This window comes from Methylomagnum sp. (assembly GCF_054333355.1).
In genome coordinates this window covers 1-15,286 of record NZ_JBTEKS010000068.1, presented here as the reverse complement: position 1 = coordinate 15,286, position 15,286 = coordinate 1, and the positions used below count along the sequence as shown (strand labels likewise).

Annotated in this window: 14 protein-coding genes and 1 pseudogene; 4 read left to right on the top strand and 11 right to left on the bottom strand. The window is 54.9% G+C overall.

What is annotated here, in order from left to right; all coding sequences use genetic code 11:
• Nucleotides 1-254 precede the first annotated feature (254 nt).
• The 10 genes and pseudogenes from ACXWUF_RS07710 to ACXWUF_RS07665 all read right to left on the bottom strand — a co-directional run bounded on the left by ACXWUF_RS07710 (nucleotide 255) and on the right by ACXWUF_RS07665 (nucleotide 10,107).
• Entirely contained in the window at nucleotides 255-608 is a 354-nt protein-coding gene (locus tag ACXWUF_RS07710) for a hypothetical protein (RefSeq protein WP_458494089.1), read from the bottom strand.
• A 371-nt stretch (nucleotides 609-979) separates the two neighbouring features.
• The gene (locus ACXWUF_RS07705) at nucleotides 980-2,065 is read right to left on the bottom strand and encodes a helix-turn-helix transcriptional regulator (RefSeq protein ID WP_458494088.1); all 1,086 of its coding nucleotides are present in this window, start codon (nucleotides 2,063-2,065) and stop codon (nucleotides 980-982) included.
• A 704-nt stretch (nucleotides 2,066-2,769) separates the two neighbouring features.
• Nucleotides 2,770-3,981 carry a glycoside hydrolase family 57 gene (locus ACXWUF_RS07700; protein WP_458494087.1) on the bottom strand — a complete coding sequence of 404 codons (1,212 nt, stop codon included), beginning with the start codon at nucleotides 3,979-3,981 and terminating at the stop codon, nucleotides 2,770-2,772.
• Nucleotides 3,982-4,318: 337 nt separating this feature from the next.
• Nucleotides 4,319-4,843: pseudogene (locus tag ACXWUF_RS07695) on the bottom strand (REP-associated tyrosine transposase).
• 87 nt (nucleotides 4,844-4,930) lie between these two features.
• Complete coding sequence (locus ACXWUF_RS07690) at nucleotides 4,931-5,221, bottom strand: UPF0175 family protein (RefSeq protein ID WP_458494086.1); 291 nt, start codon at nucleotides 5,219-5,221, stop codon at nucleotides 4,931-4,933.
• Between the two features lie 312 nt (nucleotides 5,222-5,533).
• Nucleotides 5,534-7,285 (bottom strand): RNA-directed DNA polymerase, encoded by a 1,752-nt coding sequence (locus tag ACXWUF_RS07685; RefSeq protein ID WP_458494085.1) that lies wholly within the window; start codon nucleotides 7,283-7,285, stop codon nucleotides 5,534-5,536.
• Nucleotides 7,286-7,289: 4 nt separating this feature from the next.
• Nucleotides 7,290-8,198 carry a hypothetical protein gene (locus ACXWUF_RS07680; protein ID WP_458494084.1) on the bottom strand — a complete coding sequence of 303 codons (909 nt, stop codon included), beginning with the start codon at nucleotides 8,196-8,198 and terminating at the stop codon, nucleotides 7,290-7,292.
• 519 nt (nucleotides 8,199-8,717) lie between these two features.
• Nucleotides 8,718-9,206, bottom strand: a complete 489-nt coding sequence (locus ACXWUF_RS07675) for a hypothetical protein (RefSeq protein WP_458494083.1) — start codon at nucleotides 9,204-9,206, stop codon at nucleotides 8,718-8,720.
• Nucleotides 9,207-9,503: 297 nt separating this feature from the next.
• Nucleotides 9,504-9,902 (bottom strand): PIN domain-containing protein, encoded by a 399-nt coding sequence (locus tag ACXWUF_RS07670; RefSeq protein WP_458494082.1) that lies wholly within the window; start codon nucleotides 9,900-9,902, stop codon nucleotides 9,504-9,506.
• Nucleotides 9,892-10,107, bottom strand: a complete 216-nt coding sequence (locus ACXWUF_RS07665) for a DUF2281 domain-containing protein (protein WP_458494081.1) — start codon at nucleotides 10,105-10,107, stop codon at nucleotides 9,892-9,894. Before ACXWUF_RS07665 ends, ACXWUF_RS07670 begins: the two co-directional genes overlap by 11 nt.
• Before the next feature lie 306 nt (nucleotides 10,108-10,413).
• Here ACXWUF_RS07665 and metH point away from each other — a divergent pair, with 306 nt between their 5' ends.
• The 4 genes from metH (at nucleotide 10,414) to ACXWUF_RS07645 (ending at nucleotide 15,191) form a co-directional block, all read left to right on the top strand.
• A complete protein-coding gene (metH, locus tag ACXWUF_RS07660; protein ID WP_458494080.1) occupies nucleotides 10,414-14,118 on the top strand; it encodes a methionine synthase in 3,705 nt (1,234 codons plus the stop codon).
• Between the two features lie 78 nt (nucleotides 14,119-14,196).
• Nucleotides 14,197-14,520: a type II toxin-antitoxin system RelE/ParE family toxin gene (locus ACXWUF_RS07655; RefSeq protein ID WP_458494079.1), complete on the top strand. Its 324-nt coding sequence runs from the start codon at nucleotides 14,197-14,199 to the stop codon at nucleotides 14,518-14,520.
• Nucleotides 14,504-14,833 carry a helix-turn-helix domain-containing protein gene (locus tag ACXWUF_RS07650; protein ID WP_458494078.1) on the top strand — a complete coding sequence of 110 codons (330 nt, stop codon included), beginning with the start codon at nucleotides 14,504-14,506 and terminating at the stop codon, nucleotides 14,831-14,833. The genes ACXWUF_RS07655 and ACXWUF_RS07650 overlap by 17 nt, the downstream gene beginning before the upstream one ends.
• A 10-nt stretch (nucleotides 14,834-14,843) precedes the next feature.
• Nucleotides 14,844-15,191 carry a glutaredoxin family protein gene (locus ACXWUF_RS07645; protein WP_458494090.1) on the top strand — a complete coding sequence of 116 codons (348 nt, stop codon included), beginning with the start codon at nucleotides 14,844-14,846 and terminating at the stop codon, nucleotides 15,189-15,191.
• On the opposite strand, the gene ACXWUF_RS07640 is transcribed toward ACXWUF_RS07645, so the two are convergent.
• Nucleotides 15,107-15,286: AEC family transporter (locus ACXWUF_RS07640; RefSeq protein WP_458494077.1), on the bottom strand; the 180-nt coding region annotated here is incomplete at its 5' end. The genes ACXWUF_RS07645 and ACXWUF_RS07640 overlap by 85 nt on opposite strands.

The following is a 15,286-nucleotide window of genomic DNA, read 5'->3' as shown; positions in this document are numbered from 1 at the left end:
TGACAAATTCCATATTACGCGCAAACTCGTTGCGTATAATTGGGTTGTCGGCGGTGGCCCGCCACTCATCTCCGAGTCCCCCGCTCGGATATAAGCTGCCGTCGACACTCACCAGTTTTCCCAAGTTTTAACTTGCTTAATGAACGGGAATTTCCACCTTTTCAAGCGTCACACCGTGAACTGGCGCTTCACGACCCACGACACGCACATCAAGCTTAGACGGCTTTACCCGTAAATTAAACGCGCTTAGGCCACTAGCGCCGTTTCCTTGCCCGGTCCCCCACCAAACCCACCAAGCCTAGAACCAGAAGAGCCGCCGCCCCCGGCGCAGGCACGAACGCCTGGACCGTTACCGAGGCCAAAGCGTTTTGGCCGCTGTACTGGGCGGTCAGAGTGCCCGCATCCACGGTCGAATCATAATTAATCAGCTCGTAATCCAGATAGATCAACCCAGACACAGGAAGACCGCCCGCTTCGGCGTCCGGGTTGATGGCGAAGCTCGCCAATCCCGTGGCCGGGAAGCTGCCCGTATAAGTCTCGCCGAGCAACAGGGTCAGCCCCCCCGAGGCCAGCGACCAGTCCGCAATCGCGTCGATGAAAGCTCCCAAGGCGCTGACACCAGAGCCTCCGTATGCAGGGAACCACCGGCCCAAATACTGGTATAGCTGTCATAGGAGGCCGCGTTGGATTTGTTTCCGCCTGCTACCAGAACACGCCCATCCCGTGGCAAGGTGGCGGTGTGGCCGGAGCGGGCGTTAGCGAGACTGGCGGCGGGGGTCCAGGCGTTGGTGACTGGGTCATAAATATCCGCGTTGGCGCACCAAACTCCCCATAGGAGCTTTCCGGGGTGGTGGGCTTAATTGATTTATCCCGTTGGGAGCGCGGGCCTCTCGCCCGCTCGCGGGCCAGAGGCCCGCGCTCCGACAGTGTTGCTGTCAACCAATTAAGCCCACCTCCCTTTCCGGAATGGCGGTTATTTTTACCGGGGAATCCCGGCACGATTACCCAATAAATCCAATAAATCCTCGCGCTGGCGAATACCCAGCTTGTCGTAGATTTTGCGGACATGGTCCCGGACGGTGGTCAGCTTGATATTCAAGCGCTGGCCGATGATTTCGTGGGCATGGCCCTGCGCCAGCAACAGGCACACATCCATCTGGCCCGGTGACAGGGGCAACTCGCCGATCCGCCGCAGCAAGCGGAGCGAGGTCGGCTCTTGATGCTCGACGGTCACGCCCATTAAGCCGCCCGGCTCGCGGTTCATGGGGTCCAGCCATTGGGCGCGGAACACGAACCGGCCCCGCGCATTGGTATGGATGAATTCCGGCGGAGCTTTATCCTCGCCCCGGAATATCCCATCCAAGCTGTGACAAAGCCGGCTTAGCGCGGGCGGGATTTCCAATACTCCTGAGGAAATGCCTGTCCCGGTCGGGAAATGGGGGTATCTCGCCAGCCGCAACAGGTTTCTGGCGGTTTCGCTGACGAAAATCAACCCCCCTTTCGAATCCATGACAAACATCCCGAATTCGCCGCCGCTATGATCGGCCTGCTCAACCGGCGCTGCCGTCAAGCCGTGTTCCACATAGGGCAACAAATGCGCGAATAGGTTTTTCTCTTCCACTGAAAACCCAGGCTGTGAGCGGGACCGGAACAAATGCACAAAACCGCGCTCGGCCCCATCCGCCCGGAGCAAGGCCTGAATACAGTGATATTGGTCGTAAGGACGCCACACCAGATTGAAAAAATCGCCACGATAAAAGTTTTTCCAGATAATGCCTGGGTCATCCAATACCGCTTGATAACTGAACCAGGAAAGGTTTTTCCTAACCATTTCAGGCGTCAAAACCTCGGCGGTGTTCTGGATGAAAACATCCAGCACCTCGGGTATCACGTATTCCGGTATGACATGATTGGGGTAACGGTTTTCGCCCAGTCCGACATAAACATTGGACGAGGACGGGATAGCCGACTTCACGGCCCGCAGAAACTCGCCGATCATGGCTTCCTGGCTCAGCCCCAGACAACAAAGTTGGCGGATATAGGCCAGGGCTTGATTGGTTTTCATGAGCATTCTCCAAGAATCCTTAAGTGGGCGATCCCGTGGCAGGGTCGTTCAATGCTGGGGGTTCCGCTCGTGTTGAGGTATCGAAGCATGAACGGAACCCCCAGCCGATTCGGGCTATTCACCCTTCGATACCTCAGGGCGAACGGCCCGAATCGGAGCATTGAACGGCCCTGGATCCCGTGGCAGGGGATCAGCCGTCGGCTGAATTCCTTACGCCTGTTGGTTTTCCAGCGTGTTGAGCCAAAATCCGAGGACGGCCCGTGAACGGGCGACCGGCTTTGTGTTTGAAACGGCCACAGCCATTCCGGCTAGCGTTGTGGGGAAGTGTAGGGGCAAAAGGATATAAATTCACCCGCAATGGAAAGGGTATTTGCGGGGAATAATCGCCTTGCGGAAGGCCAATAATTGTCGAGGCGACAGCGACTAAATAGCGCTTGGATTCGTGAAAAAAGACCGGAGACGAGCGCTGGATAAATTGGGCAGGATTTTCATAGATGGCGGTGGAGGAAAAGTTTCATTGATCGCCCTCACCCCAACCCTCTCCCGCAGGGAGGGGGAGCAGAATGTCACTTCGCCAGTTGAATTATCCATACATCGCGCTCGGTCGGGGGAGTCAGCGACGGTCGAGAAATGCTCATTCTTTGCCCGGATATCAAAAAGGCCGCCGACGCGACCTTTTTTGGTTGGAATTGCCGCCTCGCGGATCAATCCATATGCCAGCCGGGATCGCCGTTCAGGCAATATTTCTTGGCGCGGAACCGCTGCAAGGTGGCCTCGGCGGCGTCCAGGTCGGTGTGGGCGCGGTGGACCCAATCCTCGCCCCAGTAGAAATTGCAACTGGTCTCGGCCCGCAGCAGCCGCCAGTGAACTTCCTCCAATTCCTTCCGCTCTTGATCGCCCAATTCCCGGTCGGTGGCTTCCTGCATTGCCTCGTGGACCGCGTCGCTAACGGCCTTGACGCGGGCCAGGGATTGCTTCTGCATGTCCGAGCCGGTCCATTGCAGAAAATCACGGCCATGGTGCCAGCCGGTGTTCCAGGCGCCGGTCTTCACCCGGACCTCGCCATGGGCGCCGTGTTTGTCCAGATAATCTTTGATGAAGGTCGGACAAATCAGGCCGTTCTTGCGGGACTCCTCCAGCAAGTCCTTGTAGAACGAACCCCAGAAATTCACGTCGTTGTTGGTGTTGAGGTACAAGCCGCCGTTCTCTCCATCGGTGCAGGTCGTGACCAGCGGCTCGAAATCGCAATGCTGGGTGCGCTGCACCACTTCCTTCACGAACCAGATGTAATCCATGCCGGATTCCTGGGCGTCGGACAGGTCGCGGTCGCGGACGACGACGATGATTTCGTCGTCCTCATAGCGGGCGATGTGCGGGCGGTAGCGGAGTTCATGCCAAGTCATGGGCGTGACCGGCTCGACATGCTCGCTGTCCACGATGACGAATTGGTAGCCGAAGCGCTTGAGGAGCGGGATGAGTTCCATGGAGAAGCCCATTTCCGGTGGCCAGAAGCCTTGGAACTGGTTGCGCCAGAACAAGTGCTGGGCGATGCCCTGCCAGCGGGAAAGATGCTCGGGGCGGTCGGCTTCGGGGATGAGCGGGAACACGGGGTGGTAGTAGCCGGTGCCGAGAATATCGACGATGCGTTCGTTCTGGAGATGCCAGAGCATGGAACCACAATCGACGAGGCCGTACACGTTGGACTGAAAGCCGGGGCTGGACAGGGTTTCCAGCAGGGTGCCGGACATCGACAGATGCACCCGCGCCACGTCCTCGTAGCCCCATAGGAACCGTGGGATGCGGTCGTAGGCGTAGAGGATTTCACGGGCTTCCCAGGGCTGCTCGGCGAGCAGGTGTTCCAGGTTGCCGGGTGGCTGGTGTAGATTCAGGACCAAAGCATGGTGGATGGCGGACATGGCTCCTCGGCTCATTCGGGTTGAAGGTCACTCGCGAAGCGGTTTAAGAACCCCGGCGGAAGACCCGCCACGGGTTATTGAACAGCTTCGGGGCGACTTATTATGCCCGTGAAGACCCAAAATGGGGCAGAGCGGGGGGCTGTTGAAAGATCAACAGACTTTTTCATGTGTGGCGGGTGGGGTTGGCCCGCCCTACCTTACCGCCCGAAAAATCCATCCCTGACCCGCCACACCGCCGGGGCGTCGAGCTTTTCGCTTGTGAAGATGATTTGGCGGCGGATTAGGGTATCTCGTGGGGCTGGGTTTCGTACCTCAACCCAGCCTACTGGTTACTGGCTTAGTCCAGCGCAAGCTTCCTGGTTTCCTGTGGAGCTGACCACTCAATTGAATAGGTACCCCGCCCCACATAGGCATTGAATGTGGAATACGGCCAGTCCTTAGCGGCACGCGCAAAGCCGTGCTTCACGGGATTATAGTGGATGTAGTCCAAGTGCTTTTGATAATCCCGTTCGTCTCGAATCGCATGTTCCCAATACCGGCGCTGCCAGATTCCCCTTTCGGCTTTTTCTGGCGGGATGCTGAGACCCGTCCGCCAGTCTCAATTCTTTGAGAGAAGCGTGATTTGATTAGCCACCAGCGGGTGGGAAAATCATCGTCATCCGGTGGCAAGCGCCACAAGCAATGCAAATAATCCGGGAGAATCACCGCGCCATCCAATGAGAATGGATGGTCTCGCCGCGTTTCCCGGAATGCCGTCCGCAAGTCTTCGATATGGCGAATCAATAAGTCATTGCCGCGCCGCCAGATTCACTGTGAAGAAATAGCAGCCGCCTTTAATTCGGGCGCGAATATAGCTACGCATACCTATTCTTGTAGGCTGGGTTGAGGTACGAAACCCAGCATTTGGCGGCCAGATTAGTCAGGGGTGAAGTATCGCTGATTACCAAACTCACAGGTTTTCACCCAAGGCCCGTAGATTTGCCAAGTCTTCGGCCAAGTCTTCCGTGTCGTAGTGCGGGGGAATCTTGCGGGAGGCGAGGATTTGGCGGAATTCCCATAGGGATAATCCGGCCAGTTCCCGCGCCTTGCCGATACCTAGGCGACCTTGGGCGTATAGGGCGACGGCGAGTTCCAGCTTCATGCCGTCCACGCTCAGGCGGGCGGAGTCGAGGATGTTTTGGGGGATGTCGATGTGGGCGGTGGGTGGGGTAGCTTGGGGAATGGTGTGGTGGGGATTCATTAGGATTCCTCCGACGGATGATGTCTTTTCTAAGCCACGATTATCGCCCGAAAAACCCATCCCTCACCCGCCACACCGCCGGGGCGTCGAGCTTTTCGCCGGTGAAGAGGTTTGGCGGTTGTCCTTATATTTTCTCTCTCAGCCCGCATAGGATGTGCCGACGAAGGAGGCGCATCCACAATTAACTGAATGATGCGCTTCGTTCCTCAGCGCATCTTATGGTCCTGGGTTGAGGTACGAAACCCAGCATTCCGCCGACCAGATAAGTTGGGTTTTCGCAAAGATTCAACCCCGCCTACTCGGACTACGGAATTAGCTTAAATACTCAGCGCCCGTTAGAGTTAGCGCTTCAAGCGCGGTGCCTTCTGAAAGAGAATATCTAGTGCGTGCCAACCGGGATAGTTCTAAATTACTAACGCCAAGTCGTAGGGATTCAGACTCATCATCGAATGACAAGTCAGGTATACTTCTTTGCGTGATAGTTGTCTGATTTACTATCTTCATTAAACGGGAATCAGGCAGGTTCCCAGAAATTTGCATAGAATCAGCCTTGATAACATTATATAGGCGTAATGTAGTCAAGCTTTCAATTTCAGCTTCTATCAAGCCTTTATCAGGCCAGAAAAAGGAAGCCGCCGATTGACGATACTCACTCCATATTTCGGAGAATGCTGAAGCACCTCTTCCATAAAAAGGAAGAATAGGATTCACAACGCCAGTTCCCAACGCTTCAGCTAATGCCTGTTGCTCAATTAATTCAGGCAACTTGGAGAATTGCCAGTTATTTTCTTGCCACTCATTAAAATCTCGCAGATAAAATAGTGTGTTCAAAACGCGCCTAATTCGCTGAATTTGCCATCTCCGAAGGCTTGGTTCTTGTTCCACTGGCTCGGCAAGACGTTCTAGCAAAACCCTTTCATAAGTATGCTTTAATCGAAGGCATCGCTTCAAAAAATCCTCGTCTTTTGAAAGCCATACCGAAGCCGCATGAAAAATCTTCAAAGGTAATTTTAACTGACGAATAAAGTAACGGCGAAAACGAGAATAAGATGATCGTGCAAGTAGGCGGCTTACTGGGATAGCAAGCCCATTCTGAAAGAACATATCCTTAATTATATTTGCTCGTTGCGGATGGAACGCCAAATAAATAGTAAGATCATTCGTAAAGGCTCTAAAATCATCATCCGACGAAACGTCATCTCGGATTATATATCGCTCCCATTCCTCCCTATTTAATACGGCTATCTTGTCTAGGTTGGCAGAAAAACCGTAACCACTCAGATTATTTTCAATAATTTTCTGGACAGCGTTTTTTTCTAAGACGCTGCAAACGACAACAATGTCATCCACATAGCGAAAATAATTGGTCTTAAATTTTTCTGTAAGTTCCCTATCAACCCCACCTAATACAAGATGCCCCAGAAGGTGCCCACATGCCGGACCTATTGGAATACCTTTAACACTGGCGGACATTAATTGACAATAGAAGCCAATGATGGCGTCTCTAATATCTTGAAGTTCCTGTCCTGCTTTAGCAAGCCTCTCTTCTAGCAGAGATAGAATCTGTTCCTTATCAACTGATGGATAAAAATTTTTTATATCAACTACTATTGCCACCGTATCTGTCTTAGAAAGAGCTTCGTATATTTCTAAGTTTCGCCGCTTATAACCTTCAGCAAAAAACTGGTAGTTTCCACCTGAATAAGGTGTTTTAGGCCAAAGATAGCTATATACCCGATCAGAAACTTTAAAGGCAGGATCGCTAGATAAACGCGCTAAAATAAACGCCTCGGCAACCGCTGTGAACGAGCTAGGTGCAAGGCAATCACGGTAGTCGTGAGATAATTTTTCATTATCGCGTGTTGATCCTTTATAAAGAGCAAACCGTTTAAATCTCCACAAATCTCTAGAAGCCAATCGTCTTAGTATAGTGCGCTCTAAATATCTATTTTGCCCACTCGGCAATTGATCTCCGATAAGATGAAGCCCCAAGTAAGTAGGGAAGTAACCATGTCGAGTTGCGTTTAAAGCTCGAACAAGCAACATTTCATCTTTATAAGCCATGTGTTCAATTGCCTCTGAAAGCCATTACCATTACCCAACTCAGTACCTTCTTTGACTTGTGTGGATCTAGCCAGTCAAATTTTTGGCTAACAGGGTCTGGAATTGATGGAACATCTCCTTCAATATTATATCCTTCCCCTTTTTTAACAAATTTATGAGCTATTTTTTTAAGTATAAACGCAATCGAATTGATGAGCTTAAAAAGCCATGGCTTATTAATAGATGGCTCAATCCAAAGCCAAGAGCTATTTTTACCTTTATGACTCAATCTAATGGCAGCCAATTTTAAAGAGTCATGCAGCTCCTCTAACCCATCTTTTTTTATACCAGTAATAGCTGAAATAACGCACAAAAATCGATTCGATCCATTCTTATTTGCTTCATTAAAAAAGAAATCCAATGATTCGTCAAAATCTCCTGGCACTTTAAGATCGCAAGGCACGCTCTCTAAGGTAACATTTATCCCACTACTTTCAAGCCATGGGGAAATTTGAACTAATGACTTTTGATATAGCAACAGCGCTGCCGATGAATAGTCAACTCCCAATATAAAAACGTTAACAGGCAGTTTTGGTATGCGCTTCGACGCCCGAAGCTCGCAAATTAAACTGAGAATTGCGAGAGTTCCAGCGCCATTACCGCAAGCAATATCAAGCAAAAATAATTTTCCATCAGCCAATTGATCAAAAATCATATCTCTTATATGGCAATTTTTATCTTTCGGGTCGGCACAAACCCACTGTGCCCGTGCAGCAGAATTAAGGAAACGATGAATAAAATGTTGCTTTGCTTCCTCTTCTGATGGTCCTCCTTTAATGCCTTTTTCTTCAATTCCAGAAAGATAAATTTCCATCCAATCGTTAGACTCGAGGGCAGAACGATGAGCGCCGCTCAAAGGGACAGGCAAATACATAATTTCTGAATCCCAAATTGTTTTTGGGAGAAACTTACTACTAAAAACTTCGTTATTAGAGTTTAACCAGACCAATGGATTACACCTTTATTTTGATATAACTGGTAAACGTTGCTTTATCAAAAACCTTAAGAAATAGAACCATAGGCTAGGTTAAGGCACGAAACCCAGCCCCACAATGAACACATAAGCTGGGTTTCGTGCCTCAACCCAGCCTACCGGATTCCATCCCCAAACGATCACCCCTCAACCCCCAAGGGTTCATCGCCCATCCCCCAAGGTTCAGCCCTCATCCCAGACAGGCCCACCGTTCCACCCTCGCCGGTCCATCGCGCATCCAAATAAGCTCAACCGTCAAAGGTAAAGGGTTCATCCCCGAACCCTCGCCGGTCCATCCCCCATCCCTAAAAGCCCAACCGTCATAGGCAAAAGGTTCATCCCTGAATCCCCACAGGTTCACGCCTCAACCTCCCAACCTCGAACCGTGAACCCCCCGCCCCCATCGCCGAACCCTTCCCCCTACGCCCCCGAACCTCCCCCATTCCCCGTCGCACCCGTGGCCTTGGTCCGTCGAGCAAACCGGCGCCCCAAATCATCCAGCGCATCCTCCAAGGCACCCGTCGCCACATTCGCCGCCTTCGCGTACTGATAAACCAACAACGCCGCCGCATAAGCCTCGCTACCTGCGGCGAAATACGTATCCTCAAGCTTCCCCAGCAAATCCTGCACGGTGTGCAGCAACGGATACAAATCCTCCACCAGCCTCACATCCGCCTTCATCTCATCCACATTGAAACCACGCGGCAAAATATCCGGGTTCTGGTCGGCCACGGCCAAGGCTTTCGCCACAAAAGAACGGTTCTTCTCCCCAAACTTCAACATCCCCTGACGCTCATCCGGCGTCAGGTCGATCAAGAACGGCAGGTTCTCCCGCAACGAAGCCAAGGCCGCACGGATGGCGTCGGCTTGTGCCGGAGAGATTTCAGCATTGACACGATTGATAGGCATGGCGCACTCCCCATAAAAGCAACGTAATAAATCACGGCGCAATTTGTGACATATTTCCGCTAACGCATCAATAGCGGAGCGGAGTGAATATTCACGTTGCGGAGTGGGGCGGTGTGTGATTGATCGATCAGCGGGCCGAATCAGTTCTTCACCACATTAATGTTGTGGCTCAGAAAAACATCGAACTTAAATTGAGATTCGGCCATCCGGCCCCCCCGGTTATTGTTGTTTATCGTTTAATTGGATAGGAAATTAGCGATTAGGATATATTTGAATTCTTATCGGGAGCGTGGGACATCACCGAAACGGATTAACCACCCGCAACCGCCCCTCAATAACCTGCCCATCCTGCATATCCTCACTATAAAGGGTATCACATCCGGCCTCCAGCGCTGCCGCGACAATCACGCAATCATAATGCGAGAAACCATATCGCTCGGCAAGTTTGAGCGCCGAAAATACCGTGGAAGGCGCTAACGGATAGAGCCGGCATTGCTGAATGAGCTTGGTTAAAATCTGCTGTATCTGAGGAATCTCGAAACCAAGTTTGCGGCGCAGGGTATTGGCTGTTTCGTTCATCACCTGCACCGAAATAACAGGCTGTCTTTTAAGTATCGCCAAAGCCTTACGCCGCTTTACCGCGTCTTTATCGACGCTGTAAATAACAACATTGCTGTCGATAAACTCAGCGCTCATTGGCTTCCTCCCGATCAAAATGAAAATCCGACAAATCTCGGAGATAAGGCGCAAAGAACTCTTCTAACTCAGCAAGCTCGTCGGTTTCTTTTTTCACCATGTCAGAATGGCGGGTTTTCAAAAAACCAATAAAATCCAATACTTCGCCCGCCAAACTCTCGGGCAAGGTTTGAGCTTCCTGATAAATCAAATCAGCGGTATTCATGATGTTGCTCCTAAAATTTAGCTGTTTTGATCATTCCCACGCTCAGTGTAGGAACGCATCCGTCGGACGCCTGTCCTGAGCGCAGCCGAAGGGTTCCCGCGTCGCGAAATATCACGGCGCGCTGGGGCGAGCTTACGCGGCCTTCTCACGGAGACCGTGGGAACGATAGGGAAAGCGGCCTTGATTGTATGACAGGTCGAAGCAAACCCGGCGACATCACCGCCGCTGTATCAACGCGCCTTTCCCCACCCCCCCACACCCACTAAAATACCCACCCTTTCCCCCCATACACGCCAAATCCCCACCATGATCGACTACGCCGCCCGCACCGCCCTGTTCCAACGCCTGCTGTCCGAACGCATCCTGTTCCTCGACGGGGCCATGGGCACCATGATCCAAACCTATGAATTGGGCGAGGCCGATTATCGGGGACAGCGCTTCGCCGATTGGCCCAGCGACTTGAAGGGCAACAACGACCTGCTCTGCCTCACCCAGCCCGACATCATCCGGGCCATCCACGACGCTTATTTAGAAGCGGGGGCTGACATCCTCGAAACCTGCTCCTTCAACTCCACCCGCGTCAGCATGGCCGACTACGGCATGGAGGAACTGGTCTACGAACTCAACGTCGCCGCCGCCCGCGTCGCCCGTGAAGCCTGCGACGCCATGGAAGCCAAGACGCCGGATCGGCCCCGCTTCGTGGCGGGCGTGTTGGGGCCGACCAGCCGCACCTGCTCCATTTCGCCGGACGTGAACGACCCCGGCTACCGCAATGTGCATTTCGACGAGCTGGTGGACGGCTACGTGGAAGCCATCGGCGGCTTGGTGGAAGGCGGGGCCGATTTGATCCTGATCGAAACCGTGTTCGATACCCTCAACGCCAAGGCCGCCGTGTTCGCGGTGGAAAAATGGTGCGAAGACCACGGCGTCCGGCTGCCGGTGATGATCTCCGGCACCATCACCGATGCCTCGGGCCGCACCCTGTCCGGCCAAACCGTCGAGGCGTTCTGGAATTCGCTTAAGCACGCCCAGCCGGTGTCCTTCGGCTTCAACTGCGCGTTGGGGGCTAAGGATTTACGCCAGCACATCGAAGAGCTTTCCCGCATCGCCGACACCCACGTTTCCGCCCACCCGAACGCCGGGTTGCCCAACGAATTCGGCGGCTACGACGAGACGCCGGAAGCCATGGCGAAGGAAATCCGCGAATGGGCCGAGCAAGGTTTCCTCAACATCGTCGGCGGTTGCTGCGGCACCAGTCCGGCGGTGATCAAAGCCGTCCACGACGCGCTGGAACATTTCCCGCCGCGCCGCGTGCCGGTCATCGAACCGCAATGCCGCTTGTCTGGCTTGGAACCCTTCAACATCGGCCCGGACTCCCTATTCGTGAACGTCGGCGAACGCACTAACGTCACCGGCTCCGCCGCCTTCCGTCGCCTCATCCGCGAGGAAAAATACGAAGCCGCCCTGGACGTGGCCCGCTCGCAAGTCGAGAGCGGCGCCCAGGTCATCGACATCAACATGGACGAGGGCATGTTGGATTCCAAGGGCGCGATGGTCCGCTTCCTCAACCTCATCGCCTCCGAACCGGACATCGCCCGCGTGCCGGTGATGCTCGATTCCTCCAAATGGGACATCCTCGAAGCCGGTCTCAAATGCCTGCAAGGCAAGGGCATCGTCAATTCCATCTCCATGAAGGAAGGCGAGGAAGCCTTCCTGCACCACGCCAAGCTGGTGCGGCGCTACGGCGCGGCGGTCATCGTCATGGCCTTCGACGAGGTGGGCCAGGCCGACACCGTGGAGCGCAAGGTGGAAATCTGCGCCCGCGCCTACAAGCTGCTGACCGAGAAACTGGACTTCCCGCCCGAAGACATCATCTTCGACCCCAACATCTTCGCCGTCGCCACCGGCATCGAGGAACACAACCGCTACGGCCTGGATTTCATCGAGGCCGTCAAGACCATCAAGGACAGCCTGCCCCACGCGCTGATTTCCGGCGGCGTGTCCAACGTGTCGTTCTCGTTCCGGGGCAACAACCCGGTGCGCGAAGCCATCCATGCCGTGTTCCTGTACCACGCCATCAAGAACGGCATGGATATGGGCATCGTCAACGCCGGGCAGCTCGCCATCTACGAGGACATCCCCGAAGAACTGCGCGACGTGATCGAAGACGTGATCCTGGCCCGCACGCCGGAAGCCACCGAACGGCTGCTCGCCATCGCCGACAAATACCGGGGCGAAGGTGGCCCGGTGGAGAAGAAGGAGGATCAGGCGTGGCGCTCCTGGCCGGTGGCGCAGCGGCTGGCACATGCGCTGGTGAAGGGCATCGACGAGTTCATCGAGACCGACACCGAAGAAGCCCGCCAGTCCTTCGAGCGCCCGCTGCACGTCATCGAAGGCCCGTTGATGGACGGCATGAACGTGGTCGGCGACCTATTCGGCGCGGGCAAGATGTTCCTGCCGCAGGTGGTGAAATCGGCCCGCGTGATGAAGAAATCGGTGGCCTACCTCATGCCTTATATGGAAGAGGAAAAGGCCAACAACCCTTCGCCCAAGTCCAACGGCAAGATTCTCATGGCAACGGTGAAGGGCGATGTCCACGACATCGGCAAGAACATCGTCGGCGTGGTGCTGCAATGCAACGGCTTCGACGTGGTGGACTTAGGGGTAATGCAGCCCTGCGACAAGATTCTCGACGCCGCCCGCGAACATAAGGTGGACATCATCGGCTTGTCGGGACTCATCACGCCGTCGCTGGATGAGATGGTCCACGTCGCCAAGGAAATGGAGCGCCTGAAATTCGACATCCCGCTGATGATCGGCGGCGCGACCACCTCCCGCGCTCACACGGCGGTGAAGATTGAGCCGAATTACCACGCGCCGACCGTCTACGTCACCGATGCCTCCCGTGCGGTAGGTGTGGCGGGTAGCCTGTTGAGTGATGATTTGAAGGACGATTACGTCGCCAAAATCCGCGCCGAATATGAAGACGTGCGCCAGCGCCACGGGGGCCGCAAAGCCCAAGCGCCCATGCACGAACTAGCGGCGGCGCGAGCCAATGGCCTGCACGGCGATTGGGTCCATTACACCCCGCCCAAACCGATCTTCACCGGGCTGCGGGTGTTCGACGGCTACCCGCTGCGGGAACTGGTCGAGTACATCGACTGGACGCCGTTCTTCCACACCTGGGAACTGGCCGGCAGCTATCCGAAGATTTTCAATGATGAGGTTGTCGGTGAGCAGGCCCGGCAGCTATTCGCCGACGCCAATGCCATGCTGGAAACCTTGGTGGAAGAAAACTGGCTCAAGGCCCGCGCCGTGATTGGCTTCTTCCCCGCCGCCCGCGTGGGCGATGACGTGGTCGTCTACGCCGACGAAACCCGCGCCCAAACCCTGGCCGTGCTGCATCACCTTCGTCAGCAAGCCGTGAAGCCGCCGGGTCAGCCCAATTACTCGCTGGCGGATTTCGTGGCCCCGGCGGAGGCGGGCGTCGCGGATTATGTCGGCGCGTTCGCCGTCACCGCCGGGGAAGGCATCGAGGCGCATTTGGACCGCTTCGCCGCCCAGCACGACGATTACAGCAGCATCATGCTCAAGGCGCTGGCCGACCGGCTGGCGGAAGCCTTCGCCGAGTGCCTGCATCGGCGGGTGCGGACGGAATTCTGGGGCTATGTGGCGGATGAGCATTTGAATAATGCCCAACTGATTAACGAGGATTATCGGGGGATTCGTCCGGCCCCTGGTTATCCGGCCTGCCCGGACCATACCGAGAAAGCCACCTTATTCCAGTTATTGGACGCGGAAGCCAATACCGACATTACCTTGACCGAATCCTTCGCCATGTATCCGGCTTCGTCGGTGAGTGGCTGGTATTTCTCCCACCCGGCGTCGCGCTATTTCAACGTGGGCAAGTTGAATCGGGATCAGATGGAGGATTACGCCCGCCGCAAGGGGCTGGAATTACGGGAGGTGGAGCGGTGGTTGGCGCCTGTGTTGGCGTATGAGCCGGAGTAATTAAGCGAGCAAGTCAGCGATTTAGTTTGCCGACTATTTGGTCATTAGCAGTTTGGTCAGACGAGATACTCCTTGGCTATGTACCAATTTATCGAGTTGTCCTCGTTTAGCCGTTACCGCGAGGATTATTTTTCGGATGACCAGTTTGTCGATTTGCAGAGCTTTTTACTGGAAAACCCGAAAGTGGGGGATGTCGTGCCCGCGACGGGTGGCGTGCGAAAGCTGCGTTGGAGTCGCGCCGGTATGGGAAAACGCGGCGGGGTGCGGGTGATTTATTATGTGCAAGACGGTCGGGGCCGTATTTGGTTGCTGACCGTTTATGCCAAGAGCGCCCGTGAAAATATTTCGCCGGTTACTTTGAATGCCATGCGGGAGATTGCCGAACATGTCGAGATTATCTGAGCAGGAAATTCTGGAGCGCGATGCCGGGCGCGATTTGGAAGCGGAGTTGCGCGAGGCTTTGGAACAAATTAAGCGCGGCGAAGTGGGCCGAATCTTGACCCGGACCGGCGATGGTAGGTTTGTGGAATCACCCTTGGCGGCGGTGCGCTTTAAAACAGGTTTATCGCAAGCGGCCTTCGCGGGATTGCTGGGGGTTTCGGTGCCCATTTTGCAGCAATGGGAACAGGGCGAGGGACAGCCCACCGGCGCGGCGAGTACGGTGATTGCGATTGCCGGCAGACATCCCGAGGTGGTGCGGGAGTTGGCGGCGTAAAGGTTTGCCAGTGATCCACCTAACCCTATACGGCACCCTCGGCTGCCATCTCTGCGAGCAAGCCGAAGCGATATTGCACGAAGCGGCGCGTGCGTCCGGCTTGACGCTACCGTTCGAGAAAGTCGATATTGCCGACGACCCGGAATTATTCGAGCGCTACGGCATCAGGATTCCCGTACTGCGGGAGTCCACCTCTGAAACTGAAATCGGCTGGCCGTTCGACGTGGCGCGGGTGATTTCGCTCGTAGGTCGGGCTAAGCCCGACCCACAGACTCACGGCCACGCCGCCGCCCGCTCATGCCAAAACGGCAACGACACCATGGCGACCGCCGTGGTCAGCGTCACCACCATCGCATAGAACGACGTGTCCAGCCGATAGCGGTCGCAATACACCACGCCCAGCAACATGCTCGGCATCCCGGCCTCCAGCACCAGCGCGGCCAGGGTATCGCC

Bases quoted from the DNA above. Each gene is read 5' to 3' on its own strand.
- ACXWUF_RS07705 (WP_458494088.1), bottom strand. From the start codon at position 2,065: ATGAAAACCAATCAAGCCCTGGCCTATATCCGCCAACTTTGTTGTCTG.
- ACXWUF_RS07700 (WP_458494087.1), bottom strand. From the start codon at position 3,981: ATGTCCGCCATCCACCATGCTTTGGTCCTGAATCTACACCAGCCACCC.
- ACXWUF_RS07690 (WP_458494086.1), bottom strand. From the start codon at position 5,221: ATGAATCCCCACCACACCATTCCCCAAGCTACCCCACCCACCGCCCAC.
- ACXWUF_RS07685 (WP_458494085.1), bottom strand. From the start codon at position 7,285: ATGGCTTATAAAGATGAAATGTTGCTTGTTCGAGCTTTAAACGCAACT.
- ACXWUF_RS07680 (WP_458494084.1), bottom strand. From the start codon at position 8,198: ATGTATTTGCCTGTCCCTTTGAGCGGCGCTCATCGTTCTGCCCTCGAG.
- ACXWUF_RS07675 (WP_458494083.1), bottom strand. From the start codon at position 9,206: ATGCCTATCAATCGTGTCAATGCTGAAATCTCTCCGGCACAAGCCGAC.
- ACXWUF_RS07670 (WP_458494082.1), bottom strand. From the start codon at position 9,902: ATGAGCGCTGAGTTTATCGACAGCAATGTTGTTATTTACAGCGTCGAT.
- ACXWUF_RS07665 (WP_458494081.1), bottom strand. From the start codon at position 10,107: ATGAATACCGCTGATTTGATTTATCAGGAAGCTCAAACCTTGCCCGAG.
- metH (WP_458494080.1), top strand. From the start codon at position 10,414: ATGATCGACTACGCCGCCCGCACCGCCCTGTTCCAACGCCTGCTGTCC.
- ACXWUF_RS07655 (WP_458494079.1), top strand. From the start codon at position 14,197: ATGTACCAATTTATCGAGTTGTCCTCGTTTAGCCGTTACCGCGAGGAT.
- ACXWUF_RS07650 (WP_458494078.1), top strand. From the start codon at position 14,504: ATGTCGAGATTATCTGAGCAGGAAATTCTGGAGCGCGATGCCGGGCGC.